General features: G+C 35.9%; 15 protein-coding genes and 2 tRNA genes. 4 read left to right on the forward strand and 13 right to left on the reverse strand.

What is annotated here, in order from left to right; translation table 11 throughout:
• Positions 1-5 precede the first annotated feature (5 nt).
• On the forward strand, positions 6-959 hold the full coding sequence (locus ACFIL3_RS03570) for a YbhN family protein (protein ID WP_375613484.1): 954 nt from the start codon (positions 6-8) through the stop codon (positions 957-959).
• 1,101 nt (positions 960-2,060) lie between these two features.
• Here ACFIL3_RS03570 and ACFIL3_RS03575 read toward each other — a convergent pair.
• Positions 2,061-2,136, reverse strand: a tRNA-Lys gene (locus ACFIL3_RS03575).
• Positions 2,137-2,572: 436 nt separating this feature from the next.
• On the opposite strand from ACFIL3_RS03575, the gene ACFIL3_RS03580 reads away from it, so the two are divergent.
• Positions 2,573-4,141, forward strand: a complete 1,569-nt coding sequence (locus ACFIL3_RS03580) for a TerC family protein (protein WP_375612149.1) — start codon at positions 2,573-2,575, stop codon at positions 4,139-4,141.
• Between the two features lie 621 nt (positions 4,142-4,762).
• On the opposite strand, the gene ACFIL3_RS03585 is transcribed toward ACFIL3_RS03580, so the two are convergent.
• From ACFIL3_RS03585 to ACFIL3_RS03615, 7 genes are all read right to left on the reverse strand, one after another.
• Positions 4,763-4,936 (reverse strand): DUF6990 domain-containing protein, encoded by a 174-nt coding sequence (locus ACFIL3_RS03585; protein WP_375631244.1) that lies wholly within the window; start codon positions 4,934-4,936, stop codon positions 4,763-4,765.
• Positions 4,937-5,190: 254 nt separating this feature from the next.
• Positions 5,191-5,322: a hypothetical protein gene (locus tag ACFIL3_RS03590; protein ID WP_375638427.1), complete on the reverse strand. Its 132-nt coding sequence runs from the start codon at positions 5,320-5,322 to the stop codon at positions 5,191-5,193.
• Between the two features lie 1,728 nt (positions 5,323-7,050).
• Complete coding sequence (locus ACFIL3_RS03595; RefSeq protein WP_375629652.1) at positions 7,051-7,197, reverse strand: hypothetical protein; 147 nt, start codon at positions 7,195-7,197, stop codon at positions 7,051-7,053.
• Between the two features lie 28 nt (positions 7,198-7,225).
• Positions 7,226-7,534 carry a hypothetical protein gene (locus ACFIL3_RS03600; RefSeq protein WP_375646065.1) on the reverse strand — a complete coding sequence of 103 codons (309 nt, stop codon included), beginning with the start codon at positions 7,532-7,534 and terminating at the stop codon, positions 7,226-7,228.
• A 121-nt stretch (positions 7,535-7,655) separates the two neighbouring features.
• The gene (locus ACFIL3_RS03605) at positions 7,656-7,796 is read right to left on the reverse strand and encodes a YbfB/YjiJ family MFS transporter (protein ID WP_375630051.1); all 141 of its coding nucleotides are present in this window, start codon (positions 7,794-7,796) and stop codon (positions 7,656-7,658) included.
• A gap of 116 nt (positions 7,797-7,912) precedes the next feature.
• Positions 7,913-8,080 carry a hypothetical protein gene (locus ACFIL3_RS03610; protein ID WP_375629647.1) on the reverse strand — a complete coding sequence of 56 codons (168 nt, stop codon included), beginning with the start codon at positions 8,078-8,080 and terminating at the stop codon, positions 7,913-7,915.
• Between the two features lie 530 nt (positions 8,081-8,610).
• A tRNA-Arg gene (locus ACFIL3_RS03615) sits at positions 8,611-8,687 on the reverse strand.
• A 263-nt stretch (positions 8,688-8,950) separates the two neighbouring features.
• Here ACFIL3_RS03615 and ACFIL3_RS03620 point away from each other — a divergent pair.
• Both ACFIL3_RS03620 and ACFIL3_RS03625 read left to right on the forward strand, forming a co-directional pair.
• Entirely contained in the window at positions 8,951-9,724 is a 774-nt protein-coding gene (locus tag ACFIL3_RS03620) for an NAD kinase (protein WP_375612145.1), read from the forward strand.
• A 145-nt stretch (positions 9,725-9,869) separates the two neighbouring features.
• A complete protein-coding gene (locus ACFIL3_RS03625; protein WP_375620798.1) occupies positions 9,870-11,273 on the forward strand; it encodes a DEAD/DEAH box helicase in 1,404 nt (467 codons plus the stop codon).
• A gap of 59 nt (positions 11,274-11,332) precedes the next feature.
• On the opposite strand, the gene gltX is transcribed toward ACFIL3_RS03625, so the two are convergent.
• From gltX to ACFIL3_RS03650, 5 genes are all read right to left on the reverse strand, one after another.
• A complete protein-coding gene (gene gltX, locus ACFIL3_RS03630; protein ID WP_273790689.1) occupies positions 11,333-12,706 on the reverse strand; it encodes a glutamate--tRNA ligase in 1,374 nt (457 codons plus the stop codon).
• A gap of 10 nt (positions 12,707-12,716) precedes the next feature.
• Positions 12,717-14,378: an NAD+ synthase gene (locus tag ACFIL3_RS03635; protein ID WP_375681844.1), complete on the reverse strand. Its 1,662-nt coding sequence runs from the start codon at positions 14,376-14,378 to the stop codon at positions 12,717-12,719.
• Between the two features lie 119 nt (positions 14,379-14,497).
• On the reverse strand, positions 14,498-15,877 hold the full coding sequence (locus ACFIL3_RS03640; RefSeq protein WP_375612142.1) for a class II 3-deoxy-7-phosphoheptulonate synthase: 1,380 nt from the start codon (positions 15,875-15,877) through the stop codon (positions 14,498-14,500).
• A gap of 68 nt (positions 15,878-15,945) precedes the next feature.
• Positions 15,946-17,337 carry a glutathione-disulfide reductase gene (gene gor / locus ACFIL3_RS03645; protein ID WP_375612141.1) on the reverse strand — a complete coding sequence of 464 codons (1,392 nt, stop codon included), beginning with the start codon at positions 17,335-17,337 and terminating at the stop codon, positions 15,946-15,948.
• A 199-nt stretch (positions 17,338-17,536) separates the two neighbouring features.
• Positions 17,537-18,106 carry a DUF2059 domain-containing protein gene (locus tag ACFIL3_RS03650; protein ID WP_375612140.1) on the reverse strand — a complete coding sequence of 190 codons (570 nt, stop codon included), beginning with the start codon at positions 18,104-18,106 and terminating at the stop codon, positions 17,537-17,539.
• Between the last annotated feature and the right edge of the window lie 101 nt (positions 18,107-18,207).

The raw sequence follows: 18,207 nt of genomic DNA on the forward strand, positions 1-18,207 counted from the left end.
GAATCGTGAAAATAAAGCAATTTATATGGCCATTGATTGGTATCTTAGCAATGCTGGTATCTATTCGAATTCTTTATATGAAGCTCTCTGCCATTTCATTTGGGGATGTATTGGAGCGCTTGAGCAATTTAAATGCACAGCACTGGTTATTAGCCTGTTTATGTTCTCTCCTAGCTTATGCTGCTCTTGCTGGATATGATCGAATTGCCTTGCAACATCTAGGCCATAAAATTTCTTGGATTTTTATCGCTATATGTTCATTTACAACCTACGCTCTTTCACACAATATCGGTGCTTCAGTTTTTTCTGGTGCCGTTGTACGCTATCGCGCCTATAAAATGAAAGGATTAAACGGAACAGAAATCGCAATATTAGTAGGTTTTTGCTCTTTTACTTTTGTAATCGGCACAATCTTACTTTTGGGAATCGTTTTGGTGCTGCAACCCGAAATTATCACCCTCATTCATAAAGAACTTCCTGAATGGCTCGGAACAACGGCTGGAGCAATTTTACTCAGCTGTATAGCACTTTATACGTTTGGCAGCTGGCTTCAGTTAAAGCCCTTACGCTTGGGGAAGAAAATTCAACTTTCCTATCCACGACTGAAAATTGTTATTCAACAGCTTCTCATTAGCCCTCTAGAGCTTTTAGGAGCAGCAGGAATTATATATGCTGTTCTCCCACATAACGCAGATATTCATTTTATCTCTGTTCTTGGTGTTTTCCTAGCGTCTTTTACGATAACTCTTCTCTCTAATGCTCCAGCAGGAGGAGTAGGAGTTCTTGAAGCTCTTTTCATAACAGGCATGCCCAATATAAATCCAACCGATGTTATTGCAGCACTTATTGTCTTTAGAATGTTTTATTTGATTATACCGCTCATCCTTTCATTATTTGTGGTCGTCATTTTTGAGGCGCAACAATATTGGAAAAGAGCCCCCAAAACACCACCTGAATAAATAAAAGGCTATCAATGACTTCTTTTTTTATGTACCTATAAAAGAACAAAACACCATCGTGTTGCCAATTTACATATCTTTTTTAAGAAACCTCTTTCAACGCTCTTCTCCATTACACAACAATACCCATAAATGGTATAATAGTAAAGCTATTGTTGCACCATCATCTTTATACTTAATAAAAGAGCAAGCCTGTGCCATTATACTATTTTTCCAATGTTATGATAACTTTTAGCACTTAAGAACATTAATAAGAATTATTTTTATGCCTTTCTTCAATAGTCTTTATCCACACGTTAATCCCATTTATGATGCAAAAATGAATGATTTTAATTAATTCATTATAAGAGGGATTGAAACAAAAGAAGTTTATGATAGTAAAGTTTTTTTTAAATAAAGAATAATCAATTCTTTATAAATCAATATATTATAATGAATCTGTGTGGCTTTCTTAATATTTATATTTTTAGAGGTTTAGCTAACGGAAAGACAGCATAGCGTAACCACACAGCTTAATATTTTAAAACTTTAAGCCTCATTAAAGTTTATTGTCTTTCGTTTAACAGGTATTAGCTTTAAACAATTAAACTGATCTAATTTTATTACTTGTATGTCCAGCTAACTACTTTATTTTATCTTGATTTACCCTCTTGGAATACTGATGATTGTTACAGAAGTTTTTTGTTTAAGCGGGAGAGTTATCAAAAAATATCCACGCTGCTGACACAACTAAAGTGTAAAGTTTCTTCTGTCTTTAAACAATATGCTAAAAATCCAAAAAAAATTTAATCAATTTATATTAAAAGAAGTGAAAACTGTTGATTTTTATACCCCTTTAAATAACACAATTGTCGGTAAGAGGCTTCTCCTTACCAATTGCAACTTAAAAAAAGAAACAATACGCATTAAAAGATCTTTAAATGTCCTTTGGAAGTTCTTTGAGTCCCCTAAAAAGTACAAACACCGATGACTAAGCTATATCAACAATCTTCACTTTTAAACAAACAGATATGGGGAAATCCTACTGCCCAATTTTATTTAGCAACTCGTACCTTAAAAAAAATTACGCAATCAATAAGTTATTTACGGTATAAAATAAAATGGTGGGTGATGAGGGGATCGAACCCACGACCCGCTGATTAAGAGTCAGCTGCTCTACCGACTGAGCTAATCACCCATAAGCTTCTCAAAAGACGAGAATGAGCGTTTCTATAACGCTCCTAAGGATAGATGTCCAGATATTTTGTTGTTTGTTATATAAACTCATTGTCTGTAAGGTTAAAAATATGATATTCACCACTTGATCTTATATAAAAATAAACCCATTATAAGAAGCTTTATAAATAAATGTTCTGATTGTTATACAGAACCTATAGTTAGAGGATTATCGAGCATAATGCCCGAGCGAAAATTAGAGGAACCTTCTTGTGGTTGTAAGCGGGATGGGGCATCATTTTGTTTTATCAACAATCACATGCATTCAAGCAATATTGTGCTGTTTTTTTCTTTGAATATAAGTTTTTTACATTCAATGTTCATGATCCAATATACGAATAAAAGACTATGAATTTTTTTTGTCAATCGCGCGCTTTTAAGCTTCTAAAAGGTAAGGAATGATGGAATGGATCACTGATCCCCATGCGTGGTTTGGTTTGATCACGCTGGTTTTTCTCGAAATTGTTTTAGGAATAGATAACCTTATCTTTATTGCAATTTTAGCTGAAAAATTGCCACTGCATTTGCGTGACCGCGCACGCTTTATAGGTCTTACTTTAGCATTAATTATGCGGCTTTTCCTTCTTACCGTTATTGGATGGGTTATGAGACTCGATAGGGTCATTCTTTCACTTTCATCTTTTGTATTTAGTTGGCATAGCTTTATTTTAATCGGTGGTGGAGCCTTTTTGCTCGCAAAGGGAACGCTAGAATTACATGAAAGGTTAGAAGGAGTATCACATGAAAGAAAAACAGGCGTTGGTTATGCTGTTTTTTGGCAAGTAATCGTCCAAGTCGTGGTGCTGGATGCCGTTTTTTCACTAGACAGTATTATTACCGCAACAGGTATGATTGCAAAAGAGCAGGCAGCAGTTATGTATATCGCAGTCATAGCTGCTATGGGAGTAATGATGTGCGGATCTGGTGCTCTTATGCGTTTTATTAATCGTCATCCCACTATTGTAATCCTTTGTCTTGGTTTTTTGATGATGATTGGTTTTACTCTCATTGTTGAAGGATTTGGTTTTCATATTCCAAAAGGGTATTTGTATGCTGCTATTGGTTTTTCTGTTCTCATCGAAGCTTTTAATCAAATTGGACGTCGTAACCGTGAAAAAATGATTAAAACGAATGATCTACGCAGTAGAACAGCTGATGCTGTTTTGAGGCTCTTAGGAGGAGGAAGCAAAGATAGTCACCTTGCTGAGACTGTAGATGTTATTGCTGAACAGGCCGCAGCTTCTGAGTTGTTTAGACCAGAAGAAAAGGAGATGATTCGTGGTGTTCTCGATTTAGCTGATCGCCCTGTTCGCTCTATCATGTCGCCGCGTAATGAGATTGAGTGGTTAGATTTAAATGCTGATGAAAATGAAATGCGTGAAGAATTACAAAAGGTTAAACATAGCCGCTTAATTCTTGCGCGTGAAAAAGTGGATGAATTTGTTGGCGTTGCGTTGACAAAAGATCTTCTTTTGAATTTGGCTGAGGGGAAAAAGATTAATTGGAAAAAAGCTATGCGAGAACCCCTCGTTGTTCATGAAAATACAAGTGTTTTACGATTGATGGAGCAATTACGTCATTCTTCGATTCAGCTTGCAATTATTGTTGATGAGCATGGATCTTTTGAAGGAATTGCAACACCAACCGATATTCTTGAAGCTATTGCAGGAGACTTTCCTGATGACGATGAAGAACTCATGATCGCAGAACAACTTGAAAATGGCAGTCTTCTTGTTGAGGGATATGCTGATATCCGCCGTTTAAGTGGTTATCTTGGGCGTAATCTTGTGGATGAAGCAGATCGTTATACGACTCTGGCAGGCTTTATGCTTTGGCAGTTTGGTCATTTACCAAATGAGGGAGAAAGCTTTGAAACTGATGGTTTACACTTTAAAGTGATTGAAATGGAACGCAGAAACATATCTAAAATCCTTATTTCTCCACTTGTATCACCAGAAAAAAGCTAATTCTTTTTATAAGCAAAATGAATAAAAAGATTTTTTTATGATTAAAAATTGAAAAAAATCAGAAGTTGATGACTTAATTGCATTTCATTATTTATATTTTTTTAAGCGTAAAATAATGAACATACAAAAGTTATGTTATCAATGAACTTTCCATTATAAAAAATTTTCATTGATGATTGACGAAAAGCTGGAAGAGAGAAAATGGTGCAAAATTATTTGTCAATGGTCATTAATCTCAAAACAATGAATATATACAACATATTGATTTATAATAATTATTTATTACAATATTACCTTCACATCAAGAAAGCCTCTTTCAAACATCAGATTTCCGCCAATGGATAAAACTCCACCATTGTTGAGTTCACTCAACTGATGATGGCATCTTTAAACCAGACTCTGGCTCCTATAATCTTTTTAGATCTTCTTGATATTTCTTAAGGAGCTATTCCTTATCTTTTGTTTCGATAAATTTAGCTATTTTTTTCCTTCCAAGAATGAGACTCAACCTCTCTGGAAAGGCCCTTATTAAGAACTTTGTTTTTCTTCTAGATAGCTCATATTTTTGCTACTTTTTAATTAAAGCGTAGCTGAGCTGCTTAGATTTCACCACTTCTTTGACTAAAGCCAATGCACGTTCAGATGAATCTGTTGGGTATTTTCATCAAAGCCTAAATGATCCTCTGCACTGAAACTTTGATAATAAGATTGTAAGGTTGCAACATCACCCAATAAAGACAGTGCACCAATATGAAGTAAGCTATAATCTGCATCATATACCTTGATAACCTTTATGTGCCTCCAACTTCATTCTTTCGCCAAGATGGTGCTCCATATCTGGAATAAAAGCATTTATGAAGATCAATTCTTTCTATCGCCTATTTCAAGACATAATCAAGCTTAATTCCAACCAATCTGCATATATTCCTTCTTCACAAACTCTCAACCCCTTTTTATAAAAATCAAGTTGTAGATCTTGTAAGTGCTGAGAATTGATAGGGATCAATTGCAGATAAAATACCAGTACTAATCGAAACTCCAACATCAAATTACGGATAACCTTTGATAATTGCGTCATTATAAAGAATTTGTACTTCACAATCTGGTAGTTGATAACGTGCTGAATAATTATCTAACTCTTTAATTTTTTCAACAGACCAATCAAGATTTTTGAAGAACACTGTTGCACTCTCCATGATTAAAAAATTCTTTGCTCTACCTCAAAAGAGGTTGTATCCATATCAAAAGTCAAAAGCGAAGCAGATTTTTGCAAACAAAAGTGATAATGCCGTGTAAGAGAAGAATCTTATCAATAAGGTCTTTGGTGATTTCTTTTGCAACGTCTAAACGAGATGGAATCTTATTCATAAAAAATATAATAAAGTCAATAGTTTGCGTGAAATTATTCTATATGAATCCCATTTAAAATCTACACTTTTATACGTGATTTAATTAACCATTTTCATAAACAATTACCATGTATGGATAGACCATAAAACGCATGTAAACATTCAAATGAAGTGAACGCAGCTATCATTCATAACAGTTCATAAATTTTATGATACGTTTTTATCACACACAAATCGCATTATTAAAAACGTAATCGTTTGAAATTATCGATAACATAAATTGCATGCGTTTAAAAAATGGTATGGGGTTTACTCTTTTTTTGAGCTAAACCTTAAAAGAAATAATCATTTGAAACTATCATAGAATAGGTTTTAATTCATTAAGGGCACATAAAAGGATTTAAAGACAAGTCGATTTTAAAGCGCCGCTTACTAAAAAGTTAGTCAATAATAAGCAGACATTATATAGATACTATCATCACAACAGGTAATGAAATTGATAATGTTATGTCGTAGAAATCAAAAGATTTTTAATGATATAATGCAGGAAAACAAGCAAAAAACGTTTTAAAAGTTACAGTTTTAAAATACGAAACCAAATGAAGTCCCCTCAAATTTGAGGATACTTATTAAGACAAAGATAAGTAGATAAATTTCAAAAGGATTGCAATCATATTACAAAGGCATGGTGTTTTACTCAATTTTGAGTCAAAAGCGACAATGTTTAAAGAATGCTCTATTCTAAAGTTAACGAACTCGAATTTGAGCTGGTTAATTTTGCCAGCCCAAATATGGACCGGCTTATTTGCAGAGAAATTAAGTTTAAATGCAAAGTGAAAATACGCTTATGAGAACCTCACTAAATGAACGTTTAAACGTTTAGAGACATAAAATGATATCTCTATAAATACATTTAAAACCTAGATTTATAACAGTTTAAAAGCCTTAGATTTTATAAAAAGCGGTTGTTTATTGTCTTATGAAAAGCTGCTTTTAAAAACCAATGTTCGTAAATGTAAACAACGGGTTTTGTTACAAATATTCACTTAATACGCATTTTCTCTTGAGAGTCTTGATATGAACCTACCAAGCATTGAGACATTTTGATAATGTACTTTGTGTCAAATGACCACCTCAAAAATGAGAGCGTTATTCTTAATACGTTTTATAGCCATAAAAAAGTGTTTATAGGTTCTGTAATTCAAATGAGTGATTAAAGATCATATCTGTCATTTACGTTCCTTTTGATCAGTTTTAATCAATAGAATAGAGCGTTTGCAATATGATACGTTTTGTATACATGCATTCATTATTGACTTCTTTTGTATGATCTGTAGTACCTCTATTTAAAAGCAGCGTCATATCAATTGGCACAGCTTTCTTTTATGATGCGTTTATAACCATCAAAGAAGCACCCTCCACGTCTGTCATTTATTCTGTTTATCAATCTTGATAACATCATCACTTTCATAAACCTCTCAATTTATGGGAACCGAATATAAATCGCTATGTCTTTTTATTCTTGCATTGCCATATACATTACTTCTAATCACGATATAATCAGGAGATCTTGGCATAGCCATAAACAGAGCCGTAGACCTTAGTATGACACCCCACGCTAGCATTGCCGTAAACCTTGCCTAACAACCGCATGATCATAAACCGCGGCATTGCTATGAATACGTGCACTACCGGATAATTTTGCATTCCCATAAACCCGCGCTTAATGATAAACTCAAACGTTATAAGAAAGATGAGCATTGTCATAAACATGAACACCAAAATACACATGGGTTTTATCACATATAAGGGTATTGCCATACACATAGCCACCAATGGCAGCATTGCCATAGCCCCTTATATTTTCATAAACACAACCAGATTTTACAACACAGACATTATCAGCAACCCAGCAATTACCATCATGAGAGAGATTGCTTTCATTTTCAATAAAAGCCATCCAGATCGCTTTTTTTACATCACCAAAATCGTTTAAAGCACGAATGCGATAATATATATATACATGACCAGTCACGAAATCCATTTGATTGATCTATTCATATTTTGGATGGTTTTTTCTGATTAACAGGAGCGGTTTCATTTGCAATGAAAGAAATAACGGAGGTGTTTTTTGATATAGTTATCATAATTAAACCTGTATGTTTTTAAAAGTTCTGAACAGACATTAAGCCAGCTCCAAACCAAATGTTTGTTGCATCAAGCGCTCTGTTCAAACTAATAATAACATATTCATTACCTAGTAGTAGAATACCAACTCCTACACCTGCATAAAGCGAAGCAATAATCCGCCCATATGGCTATGCTGTATGACTATAATAGAACCCAAAACCATCATTGCTACACTCGCAACACCAGCAGCAAAACGGATCAAAAGGACTAAGTGTTAACGCCATGAAAATAATTAAGTGCACTCATCACTATAGCTGCACAAGATAGTATGCGAGGAGCAAGAAATATAATCCCAATTACTGCCAAACGTAAAGAACATACTCCCAACTAAATAACCACCATAATTAGTGTTCGGTATATAAGAAAGTTGATTAAAGCTAAACAATCCTTCATCCAACATAACTGGCAGTATTGGTGTATAGAGAAATCACCAGATACCCATATCAAAACCATATCGAATACAGCATTTTGAAACAATTCAAATCTTGACGGTTGTTTTTTCCCCCTTATTATTCCTTTAACTGGTGATATTCCTCATCTGCGTTCCATATCACCATAACAGCCTTTAACTCCAAAAATAGAATAAAAGCAAATTTAGCTATCTATTTTAATGCTCAAAACAATATATTTAGCGATCTACTATCAACATCGCCAGATCAGTTGTACAATAACATATTGAATTAAATGTACTTTTTAAATGTTTATAGTTAAATTGAAAGCATATTTAGATAACCTTGCTTTTTTATCTCGATATTCAAAATGACTAACCGAAAAATTATATACGCAGCCGTAAATTTTACTTCTCTTAAAATCATTTGCTTATTCGCTGCAAAACTTAATAAACAACTCAAATAACCATTTTCATAAAAGAGGAAATTGGCTTCTTTTTAGGTAATCTTGTTATTTAGGATGATATGAAGTTGAAGAATTTGGTGCACCCGACAGAATTCGAATCTGTGACCTCTGCCTTCGGAGGGCAGCGCTCTATCCAGCTGAGCTACGGGTGCTTCACACTGATTATTAAAATCAGTTATGGTCTTTTAACTAATCATACTCTTAGCTTCAATGCTAAATTATCATTCTAATAAAAAAATTACTCGTTTGTAATTTATCTAACGACGCATTCCTTTTACTGTTTAATGATACTTTACCTTGAAATAACTTCTCTTTATTCAATGCTCTTTTTATTATAAAAAGAGCTTTTATTACAACTTCAAAACTCTCAAAAATAAGTTACAACATAAATTATAAGTATCAGGATAATTTTTAAATGGCTACATTACCAAGTCGCTTTCATTTTATTTCCGCAGAAACTGAGGAGGCTATCAAAGCTACCCATAAATTAATTTCCGTTTATGGTCATTCTTCTCTGGAAGAAACTGATATTGTTGTTGCAATCGGTGGTGATGGGACAATGTTACAAACCGTACGAGATGTCATGAACACAGGCAAACCTATTTATGGTATGAATCAAGGTTCTGTAGGATTTCTTATGAATGAATTTCATGAAAAAAAATTGCCCAATCGTATTGCTGCCGCACATAAAAAAGAAATCCATCCCCTGCGCATGATTGCAAAATCTGAATGTCAAGATTCTATCGAGGCGCTTGCAATTAATGAAGTATCCCTCTTTCGGCAATCTTATCAAGCGGCAAAAATTCGCATCACCATTGATAACAACGTACGCATGGAACAATTAAGTTGTGATGGTGTCCTCGTCGCTACACCAGCTGGATCAACCGCCTATAATTTATCAGCACAAGGACCTATCTTACCTCTTATGGCTCCCCTTATGGCCCTCACTCCCGTTAGCCCTTTTCGCCCTCGGCGTTGGCATGGAGCTTTGCTTCCCGATACAGTAACAGTGCGCTTTGATATGCTTGAACCTGACAAACGCCCTGTAAACGCTGCTGCAGATAATATTGAAGTTAAATCTGTCCATTCAGTTACTATTTCAATGGCAACAGAAGTAACAGCTTCAATCCTTTTTGACTCAAATCATTCATGGGATGAGCGCATTTTATCAGAACAATTTCGCTATTAATGATTGTATTATGCGTTTTATATGTATATGATTGTTATAGTTAGTTTTTTTGTGAAAACATCTTAACACTTTTAAAGAGTGTAGAATATTGGTTATAATCATCATTAGATAGCGCAGTTAAAATCACAGAGCAGTTGATAAAAAAATGATACCATCTTTAAACAGTTTTGATGATTTAGGTCTTTCCGCAAAGGTTATTAATGCGGTGAAATCAGCGGGGTATACAGCTCCGACACCTATTCAAAGTGAAACAATTCCGCATGTCCTTCAAAGAAAAGACGTTTTAGGAATCGCCCAAACGGGAACAGGTAAAACCGCCTCTTTCGTATTGCCTATGCTCACTCTCCTTGAAAAAGGTCGTGCAAGAGCACGAATGCCCCGTACGCTTATCTTAGAACCAACAAGAGAAATTGCAGCTCAAGTTGAAGAAAATTTCGATAAATACGGCATAAATCATCGTTTAAATGTTGCTCTTTTGATTGGTGGCGTTTCTTTTGAACTCCAAGATCGCAAACTTGAACGGGGAGCTGATGTTCTTATAGCAACACCAGGGCGCCTTCTTGATCATTGCGAGCGCGGTAAACTGCTCCTGATGGGCGTTGAAATCCTTGTGATTGATGAAGCTGATCGCATGTTGGATATGGGCTTTATTCCTGATATTGAACGCATCTGTAAACTAACCCCTTTTACGCGTCAAACTTTGTTCTTTTCTGCAACAATGGCGCCAGAAATTACAAAGCTAACGAAACAATTTTTACATTCTCCTGTATCTGTTGAAGTTACAAAAGCTTCCTCAACAGCTACCACAATTACACAACGGCTTGTCAAATCTGGAAATAAATCATGGGATAAAAGAGCGGTTTTACGAGAGCTTATCCAAAATGAAGGTGCAGAGCTTCAAAATGCAATCATTTTCTGTAATCGAAAGAGAGATATCTCTGAACTTTTTAGATCGCTTATCAAACATAACTTTAATGTAGGGGCACTTCATGGAGATATGGACCAATATTCGCGCATGAACACCCTAGCTGATTTTAAAAATAATAAACTTACACTTCTTGTTGCTTCTGATGTTGCTGCCCGTGGACTCGATATTCCAGCTGTAAGTCATGTATTTAACTATGATGTTCCTACACATGCTGAAGACTATATCCATCGAATTGGTCGTACAGGGCGTGCAAATCGTAGCGGAAAAGCCTTTACAATCGTTACAAAAGCTGATCAAAAATATATCAATGCCATCGAGGAAATGAGTAATGAAAAAATTGAATGGCTCAATGGAGATCTCTCAACTTTAATAGCCGATGATCAAACAGAAGATATTGTTGTAAAGAAAAAATCTTCAAAACCATCAAAGAAAACTGCTCCAAAAGAGACTGTTGCTCACACTAAAAAATCTGTAGAAGAGAATAAAACAGAATATATCAAAAATGCAAATAATAAGGAGAAGCCATCTGAGCAACAACGCTCACGAAAAAATAAGAATTACACACCTATTGGATTTGGTGATGATATTCCTGCTTTCATGCTTATAAAAACGTGTAAATAAACCCGTTCTCTACTCTCTTTTAGAGTGAAATGAACGAAATACTTTTAAAAAATCCGCTCTTATTTCCTAGAGAGCCTTTCCGTTACCTTTTCACGCCCTAAAAGCTGCAAAATTTTTCCCATTTCAGGTCCATGATCCATGCCCGTAAGTGCCTGACGTAATGGCATAAATAAAGCTTTTCCTTTTCGACCTGTTTTTTCTTTTAATGCTGTTGTCCAAATTTTCCAACTTTCCTCATTCAAAGCACCTTCAGGTAAGAAATCGAGTGATTGGTGCACAAAAGCACGATCCTCTAGTGCTACTGTATCAAAATTCTGTTCATCATGAATGATTTTCCACCAAAAAACAGCATCATTGACTTTATTAATATTGCTTCTTATCGCGTTCCAGAAATATTCCGCCTTATCTCCCTCAATAGAAAGTTTTTTAAGGCGCATTTTTACTTCCTCATAGGTTAACTCATGGACAAGATGACTATTCAAAGCAAGAAGATCAGCAATATCAAATTTTGCAACGGATCTTGACGTATCTTGGAGATTAAAATGCTCTAAAAGCGCAGCTTGATTGGGATAGGGATGCACATTTTGCGATGTCCCAATCAAAACGGCAAGGCATTGAACAGCTATAGATTCAAATCCTTCTTCCCGTAGAGAACGAATAGAAAGATCATTATTACGTTTTGAAAATCCTTTTCCTAAAACTGTCGCCAATAAATTGGTATGAGCAAAAACCGGTAATTCTGCATTAAGAGCTTTAAAAAGAGCAATTTGAGCGCCTGTATTTGTAATATGATCATCCCCACGAATAATATGCGTAATAGCCATATCTACATCATCAACAATAGACGGCAATGTATAAAGATAGGTTCCATCTTCACGAATAAGAACAGGATCTGAAAGAGAAGCTAAATCAATCGTCTGCTTTCCCTTTATTGCATCATTCCAGCAAACTTCTGTTCGCTTTGTGTGTAAAGGATCACTTTCAAAATTAGGAAGAAGAAAACGCCAATGGGGTTTACGACCTTGTGATTCAAAGTTTTTTCTCTCTTCTGTTGTCAACTTCAATGCTGCACGGTCATAAACAGGAGGCAATTTGCGTGAAAGCTGGATTTTACGACGCCGCTCTAATTCCTCTGTTGTCTCATAACAAGGATAAAGAAGGCCACGTTGTTTGAGAATTTCTGCCACTTCATCATATCGATTAAATCGCTTGGATTGGTAATAAATTGCATCTGGTTGAATACCAAGCCATTCAAGGTCAACAGCAATAGCATCGATATATTCTTGTTTAGAACGTTCAATATCTGTATCATCATAGCGTAAAATAAATTCTCCCTTATACGCTTGCGCATAAAGCCAGTTGAAAAGCGCAATACGGATATTGCCAATATGAATATAACCTGTTGGAGAGGGAGCAAAACGAACTTTAACCATAAAATAATACTCAATTTTTATCGCGAAAATGATTGACTATAGGATAGCGACGATCGCGTCCGAAATTTTTGTAACTGATTTTTACACCAAGCGCAGATTGACGCCTTTTATATTCGGCACCATAAAGAAGCTGTTCAACTTTCGCAACAGTTTCTCGTGAATGTCCACGTTTAACAATATCACAAATACTCATGTCATTTTCTACAAGAGATTGTAATATATCATCTAAAATAGGATAAGGCGGAAGAGAATCTTCATCTTTTTGATTTTCCCGCAGCTCTGCAGAGGGTGCTTTTTCTATAATATTGGATGGAATGATCATTCCTTCTGGTCCTCTCAAATTGTGCAAGTGATTTTTATTGCGCCACTCCGCTAATGCATAAACCTGCATTTTATAAATATCTTTAAGAGGATTAAACCCGCCATTCATATCCCCATACAGTGTTGCATATCCCACAGCCATTTCTGACTTATTGCCTGTCGTTACCACCATTGAGCCGAATTTATTTGAAAGCGCCATTAAAAGTGTACCGCGTATACGACTTTGAAGATTTTCCTCTGTGACGTCAGAGGGTAACCCTGAAAAAACAGATGCCATTGTCTTTAAAAAAGCCTCAACAGGTTGTGCAATCGGTATGATTTCATAACGACATCCCAAAAGATCAGCACATTCTTTGGCATCTTTTAATGATTCTTGCGAAGTATAATGATAGGGCATCATAATGGTGCGAACCCTCTCAGCACCAAGAGCATCCACCGCCATTACCGTACACAGGGCTGAATCAATTCCTCCTGAAAGACCAAGAATAACATCCTTAAAGCCGTTTTTATTAACGTAATCTTTCAACCCCAAAACACAAGCTTGATAATCAGCCGCTAATCCATTGAGAAGACTTTCATTAGGACCTGAAATACAGTGCCATCCCGTCGTTGTTTTTTGCCAATGGCTTAAAGCAATATGGCTATCAAAGTGTTTCATTTGAAATATCTTTTTGCCTTGTCCATTCAAGGCAAAAGACCCACCATCAAAAACGAGCTCATCTTGACCACCTACTTGATTAGCGTAGATAATTGGCACTCCAGATTGTAGAGCCTGTGTATGAACAACGTCTATACGTTTTAATGTTTTATTACGATAATAAGGAGATCCGTTAAGGACAAGAATAATTTCCGCTCCTTTATCTTTAAGCTCTGTACTAAGAGAGGAATCATTCCAAAGATCCTCACAAATGACTATTCCTAATTTAATTCCATGATAGACAATAGGCTGAGGACGTGGACCTGAAGAAAATAAACGCTTTTCATCAAATTCAGCATAATTAGGTAAATCAAACTTCAAACATTCGGCAATGACTCTCCCTTCATCAAGAACCATGACAGCGTTGTAAATATTACCATTGCGCCTTAATGGAAGACCAATGACAATTCCTGGTCCGCCTACGGTTATCTTTGCTAATTTCTCAACAGTCTCTTCACATGTTTTTGTAAAAGCAGGTTTTAGAACAAGATCTTCCGGCGGATAAGCACTTATAAAAAGTTCCGTGAATAAAACAAGATCAGCCCCCTCTTCTTTGGCCTTTTGATGCGCCATGACAGCTAAAGAAAAATTCCCCTCAATATCACCGACAATAGGATTTAATTGGGCAATTGATACCCGAAAATCATTTTTCATAAGCCTTTGTATCATTTCATCAGTTTAGCAACCACAACTTTATTCTTCATCATCGGAAACATCATTTTTTAAAATTCTTTTCTGCCATAATGACCTAAAAATATTAGGCAAATTTTTGCCTACCCCCCAGCAGCAATTGCTAACGATTCAGTCACGCGATTTTTTTTAAGGAGTTCAGCAACAAGAAAAGCCAATTCTAACGCTTGATCTGCATTTAACCGTGGATCACATTGCGTATGATAACGATCAGATAAATCGTCCACAGAAATGGCGTGCGCCCCTCCTGTACATTCAGTAACATCACGACCTGTCATCTCAATATGAATGCCTCCTGGATAAGTTCCTTCTCCACGATGCACTGCAAAAAAATTCTCTACTTCTTTTAAAACATAATCAAAAGGACGCGTCTTATAACCATTGGCAGTAATTGTATTGCCATGCATTGGATCACATGACCATATAACCGCACGCTTCTCGCGTTCAACAGCACGGATGAGTTTAGGCAGATAACTTTCAACTTTATCATAACCAAAGCGCGTAATGAGAGTAAGCCGCCCCAACTCGTTTTCAGGATTTAAAATATCAATTAATTTTAAAAGCTCATCAGGTTCAATGGAAGGACCACATTTTAATCCTATAGGATTCTTAATGCCGCGACAATATTCAACGTGAGCATGGTCAATCTGACGCGTACGGTCACCAATCCATAACATATGACCAGATGTTGCATACCAATTTCCTGAAGTTGAATCAATCCGAGTCAAAGCCTCTTCATAACCAAGCAACAGTGCTTCATGACTGGTATAAAAAGATGTTTCACGCAATGAAGAATGTGTTTTGGATGTAATCCCTATAGAACGCATAAAATCAATTGCTTCAGAAATACGCTCTGCCAATAATTCATAACGTTCTCCCTGCGGACTGTTAGAAACAAAACTCAACATCCATGTGTGAACATTTTCTAAATTAGCATAGCCACCTTGTGAAAAAGCACGCAATAGATTAAGTGTTGCCGCAGATTGGCGATAAGCCATAGACATCCGTTGCGGATCTGGAATACGAGAACCGGCTTCAAATTCAATGCCATTAATAATATCCCCACGATAAGCAGGAAATTCAACTCCCTCTTTTCTTTCAATATCAGAAGAGCGAGGCTTTGCAAATTGACCAGCAATACGACCAATTTTAACAACCGGTTTAGAACTACCAAAGGTCAAAACAATCGCCATTTGCAAAAATACACGAAAAAAATCACGAATATTATCAGCTTCATGTTCTGCAAAGCTTTCGGCACAATCACCACCTTGCAATAAAAAAGCTTGGCCTTTCGCAACGGCTGCTAATTCATTTTTTAAATCACGTGCTTCACCGGCAAAAACTAAAGGAGGATACCTTCTCAGTTTTCGCTCAACATCTTCTAACATAGACTTATCCGGATAAGTCGGAACTTGTTTAATTGGCCTTGTTCTCCAAGTGTCAGGCGCCCATTCTTTTATCATTACACTCTCTCTAAAGATTAATCTTACAGATTAGCATATCAAAAGCTTTTTACCGCAATATATGCTGTTTAACTTTCTATTTTCTTCCCATTTTCATATATATAACTTGGTTTATACATCGTTACTAATTCTTCTGCCATCGTTGGATGCACTGCCATCGTCTCATCAAAGATATCCTTCGTCAGCTTACCCTTGAGAGATATCCCTATAAGCTGAGCCATCTCACCAGCATTTTCCCCTAAAATATGAGCGCCCACAACAATACGGCTTTCACCATCAACAATGAGTTTCATAAGCATTTTCTCTGAACTACCAGAAAGAATATTACGCATAGGACGAAAAACTGTACGATAAATTTCAAGACGCTTATAACGCTTTACCGCCTCCTCTTCTGAAAGACCAACCGTTCCAATCTCTGGCTGTGAAAAAACTGCTGTTGTAATTAAATCATAATCAGGTGTTGTTGGAATATTTTCAAATGCTGTCTTAACAAAACACATTGCATCATGAATCGCAACGGGTGTTAATTGAATATGACCTGTTACATCACCAACAGCCCAAATATGGGGGATATTTGTTGTCATTTTCTCATCAACAACAACTGCACCAAATTCATTCACCTTAACACCTGCCCGCTCAAGTCTTAAACCCGTTGTATTTGGTACACGCCCCGTAGCCAACATAATCTGATCGGCTCTGATTATTTTCCCATTTGATAAAACAACTTCATAACAATTTTCTGCAGCCTGCACTTTAGAAATTGTTATGCCATAGAGAATAGAAATCCCTTTTTCAATCATTGCATCGCTGAGCAATTGCCGCAAATCATGATCAAAATTACGAAGGATTAAATCACCACGATGAAGGAGTGTTGTTTTTACACCTAATTCATGAAAAATATTAGCAAATTCAACACCAATATACCCTCCACCAACAATCACTATTGATTTTGGGAGTTGATTAAGGTCAAAAATCTCATTAGAAGTAAGGCAAAATTCACCGCCTTCTATGGACGTATTTGGTGCAAGTTTTGCCCCTGTTGCAATCAAAATTTTTTCTGCACTTACCCGCTCACCCGTGGCAGAAAGCTCTAATGTGTGATCATCTATAAAAGTAGCACGACTTTCATAAATATGCACATTGTTATTTTCTAATCCCTTACGATACAACCCTTCTAACCTTGATATTTCTTTATTTTTAGCTGCAACCAACTTTTCCCAGCTAAAAATTGGATCCGCATATTCCCACCCAAAACCAACACTTTTCTTAAATTCTTTTACATATTGTGATGCATAAACATAAAGTTTTTTGGGAACGCAACCACGAATAACACAAGTGCCCCCTATACGATATTCCTCTGCTATAGCGACCCGCTTGCCAAGACCTCCAGCAAGCCGTGCTGCACGCACTCCACCAGAACCACTTCCAATAACAAATAAATCAAAGTCAAAAGAGCCCACGAATTATTCCTTCTTATACATCTGCAAGAGTAGGCTAAGATCTTTTATTATCAAATGAAAGTCTTTTTTTTGAAGAAGCCTTTTTTATAAAGCAGTATTCTAAAAAGACTTATTCTCATTAAAATATTTAAAACGGCGGGAAAACCGCCGCTATTAAAAAAATCAGAAATTGCCTATTGTTGTCATGATATCGATCAAGCTATTTTTTATTTTCTGAAGATTCTGATTTTATAGGCATATTTGTAGGCATAGTAGAATTATTCAAATTAAGTGTTTCAGACATCTCTTTTTTCACATTTTCTACAAGATCCCGCATAAGAGCAGTACGCCATATATCAAATGCTGAATAAGAATCACGTGCAATATTGGGGACTTCTGTCAAAAACTTTTTACCGGTATCAGAATTATAAAATGTTGTTATCGCATCAAGCTCTTTTTGAGTAAAATATTTTGCATATACATGAGCAATCTCTTTTTCTAGATCAGAGCGCCTTTTAATTAAAGCAAGCGCCTGCTTATCAACAATATCAGAAATAGCTGTTGCCAAATTCGGATCATCGCTAATCAGTTCATTTTTGAAATCATGGACCGCATTTGGTAAAAAGCTATCAAATTGATCCGTTGCATGAATAGCTCTGATTGCCTTTCGCGCTGAATCTAAATGTTGATCACTCACACCTTGTGCATAAGCCATGCCAACATTCACAACAAAAATAGCAATTGCACTAAAATATACGACAAAACGCTGAAAAGAAAATATTATTTTCATTTAATGATTACCCCGATCGCTAATTATAATTTTAATTCGTTATTCTACCTAAAATCTTTAAGACCCTTTTTTACTGTGCTAACATATCATCATGTAAATGC

This window comes from Bartonella sp. CE47NXGY, from assembly GCF_042195415.1.
In the GTDB taxonomy this organism is placed as follows: Bacteria; Pseudomonadota; Alphaproteobacteria; order Rhizobiales; family Rhizobiaceae; genus Bartonella.

Excerpts from the sequence above, each read along its gene's own strand:
- ACFIL3_RS03595 (WP_375629652.1), bottom strand. The coding sequence starts at position 7,197 with ATGCAAAATTATCCGGTAGTGCACGTATTCATAGCAATGCCGCGGTTT.
- ACFIL3_RS03580 (WP_375612149.1), top strand. The coding sequence starts at position 2,573 with ATGATGGAATGGATCACTGATCCCCATGCGTGGTTTGGTTTGATCACG.
- ACFIL3_RS03625 (WP_375620798.1), top strand. The coding sequence starts at position 9,870 with ATGATACCATCTTTAAACAGTTTTGATGATTTAGGTCTTTCCGCAAAG.
- ACFIL3_RS03640 (WP_375612142.1), bottom strand. The coding sequence starts at position 15,877 with ATGATAAAAGAATGGGCGCCTGACACTTGGAGAACAAGGCCAATTAAA.
- ACFIL3_RS03610 (WP_375629647.1), bottom strand. The coding sequence starts at position 8,080 with ATGTTGGATGAAGGATTGTTTAGCTTTAATCAACTTTCTTATATACCG.
- ACFIL3_RS03650 (WP_375612140.1), bottom strand. The coding sequence starts at position 18,106 with ATGAAAATAATATTTTCTTTTCAGCGTTTTGTCGTATATTTTAGTGCA.
- gltX (WP_273790689.1), bottom strand. The coding sequence starts at position 12,706 with ATGGTTAAAGTTCGTTTTGCTCCCTCTCCAACAGGTTATATTCATATT.
- ACFIL3_RS03600 (WP_375646065.1), bottom strand. The coding sequence starts at position 7,534 with ATGGATTTCGTGACTGGTCATGTATATATATATTATCGCATTCGTGCT.
- ACFIL3_RS03620 (WP_375612145.1), top strand. The coding sequence starts at position 8,951 with ATGGCTACATTACCAAGTCGCTTTCATTTTATTTCCGCAGAAACTGAG.
- ACFIL3_RS03635 (WP_375681844.1), bottom strand. The coding sequence starts at position 14,378 with ATGAAAAATGATTTTCGGGTATCAATTGCCCAATTAAATCCTATTGTC.